General features: G+C 73.1%; 2 protein-coding genes. Both read right to left on the bottom strand.

Annotated features, from left to right (window positions below; translation table 11 throughout):
- A partial coding sequence (locus tag VIB55_RS24965; protein WP_331879409.1) for a M28 family metallopeptidase occupies positions 1-1,465 on the bottom strand: 1,465 nt, incomplete at its 3' end.
- Positions 1,466-1,537: 72 nt separating this feature from the next.
- Positions 1,538-2,195, bottom strand: a 658-nt coding sequence (locus VIB55_RS24970) for a S41 family peptidase (protein WP_331879410.1), incomplete at its 5' end; no start/stop codon positions are given.

A 2,195-nucleotide genomic window follows, 5' to 3' on the forward strand; every position in this document is an offset into this window, starting at 1 on the left:
CGTTGGCGTCCATCGAGTAGTCGAACGTAAAGCCGTGCCGGCCCGACGTGTTCACCGACTCCACCAGGTCGCCCAGCTGCGTCGACAGCCGCCGCGAGCCCACCAGCTGCAGGTATCCGGGACCGCCGCCCTCGGTGTCGCCCGCCGCGCCGCGCCCGATCATGTCGATGTTCAGCTGCGCCACGATGCTGTCCAGCGGCACCGTGGGGTGCGCGGCAAAGTGCTCGGAACCCAGCAGCCCCAGCTCCTCGGCGTTGTGCCAGACGAACAGGATGGAGCGGCGCGGCTTGTGGCGCAGCGACACGAAATGCTCAGCGATCTCCAGCACGCCCATGCTGCCGGAGCCGTCGTCGTCCGCGCCGTTGTAGATGCTGTCCACCCGCGCCGGGCGCCGGGCGCGCACGCTGTCGAGCGCGGCGCGGAACCGGGCCTTCTGCGGGGCCGAAAGGGTGTCGGCATCGATCCCCGGCTGGTCCGCGCCCTCGGGGCGGAACAGGCGGTGGAGCACCTTCAGCGAGTCGTGCTCCACCGCGTCGTGCTCGGTGCCCACGTGGTCCGGGTGCGCGCCGATGGCCACGTACTGCCCGCGCAGTGCCGGGTCGCTCCCCGGGAGCACGGCGACCACGTTGCGCACGGGGTGCGGCGTCGGCCGCTCGAAGAAGGTGAACGCGCCGGTGACCGTCTTCCCCGCGGCGCCCACCTGCAGGTTCGACAGGGGAGCGCCCAGGATGCGCTCCGCCGCCGCGTTGCTGATGATCAGCCCCGCGGGAAGGCGGGCCGGCGCCTGCTCCTCGCCCTTGAGCTCGGTGCGCTCGTTGGAGAGGAAGCCGCGCAGCCCCTGTCCGGTGATGTCGAGCGTGGCGAACGCGACGCCCGCCGCATCCGCATAGCGCTCGTACGTGCGGCCCCCGGCCCAGAACGCGAACGTCGGCTGGCCGTTCTGGCCCAGGGGCGCGGCGAACACCACCAGCTTTCCGCGCGCCTGCTCGGGGGAGATCATCGTGTTGGGCTCGCCCACGCGGCCGCCGTACACGGCCTGGACGCCACTCGCGCTAAAGGCGGGGGCGAACTGCAGGATCTGCCCGTACCGGGGGACGGCGAGGAAGTCCGTGCCCACCGCATAGCTCTGCCCGTCCACCGTCAGCGTGGCGCCGGGGGCAAGGCCGCGCTGCACCATCGGCACGTCTTGGAAGTAGCCGCCGTTATCCCCCGCGGGGCGAAGGCCCAGGCGGCGCAGCTCGGAGGCGATGTACTCCGTTCCCATCGCATTGCCGCGCGTCCCGGCCTCGCGCCCCATCATGGAATCGTCGGCGAAGACGTACAGGCGCGTGCGCAGGTCCTGGGCGGAGATGGCGCCGCCGGTGGGCCGCGGCGCGTGCGTCAGGGGTTCCTGCGCGTGCGCCGGATGAGCGGCAAGGGCAGCGGCCGCGCAGGCGAGCGCGGTGAGGCGAACGTTTCGGATCACGAAAACGGCTCCTGGATGGGAAATGGAATGCCCCGGGCGCCGACAGGCGCCCGGGACGGTAGAAACAAGGATTCAGGCGCCCGTGGGCTGGGCGGGCGCGCCAGTGGGCACGCGGGAAAGCGCTTCGGACTGGGTGGCCGCGCCGCGCAGGACCCGGAGCGCCGCCTGCAGCTGCGCGTCGCGGGCGATGCCCCGCCGGAACGCCGCCGCGTCGCCGAAGGCGTAGCCGGAAACACGGTCCTCGATGACGCGGTCGATCAGCGCGGCGCCCGCGTTCCACGCCGGCAGGGGAACCGTCACCCCGCGCTTTTCCAGCCGGCGGTACAGGTCCGCGCGCCACTCGGGGGTAGCGCGGAAGCCTTCGCCCAGCCCCGGGGCGCGGTCCACGGCCATCTCCTGCACGGCGGCGTTGAACTCGCTCGCGCGGGCGCCCAGCACCACGGCCAGCGCGCGCTCGGCGCTGGCCAGGGTGTCGGCCTCGATGTGCAGGTCGGGGGTGATCCCGCCGCCGCCGTACACCACGCGCCCCGCGTCGGAACGGAAGACGGGGCGGTCGGCCACGGAGTCCGTGGGGATTTCCACCAGCCGCCCCTCGGGCGTCAGGCGGCGCGGGCGCTGGATGGTGCGCCCGCTGGGCGTGTACCAGCGGCCGGTGGTGAGCTTGAGCGCCCAGCCGCCCTCCAGCCGGAAGATGTCCTGCACCAGCCCCTTGCCGAAGGTGGTCTCGCCG

Source organism: Longimicrobium sp. (genome assembly GCF_036554565.1).
GTDB lineage: Bacteria > Gemmatimonadota > Gemmatimonadetes > Longimicrobiales > Longimicrobiaceae > Longimicrobium.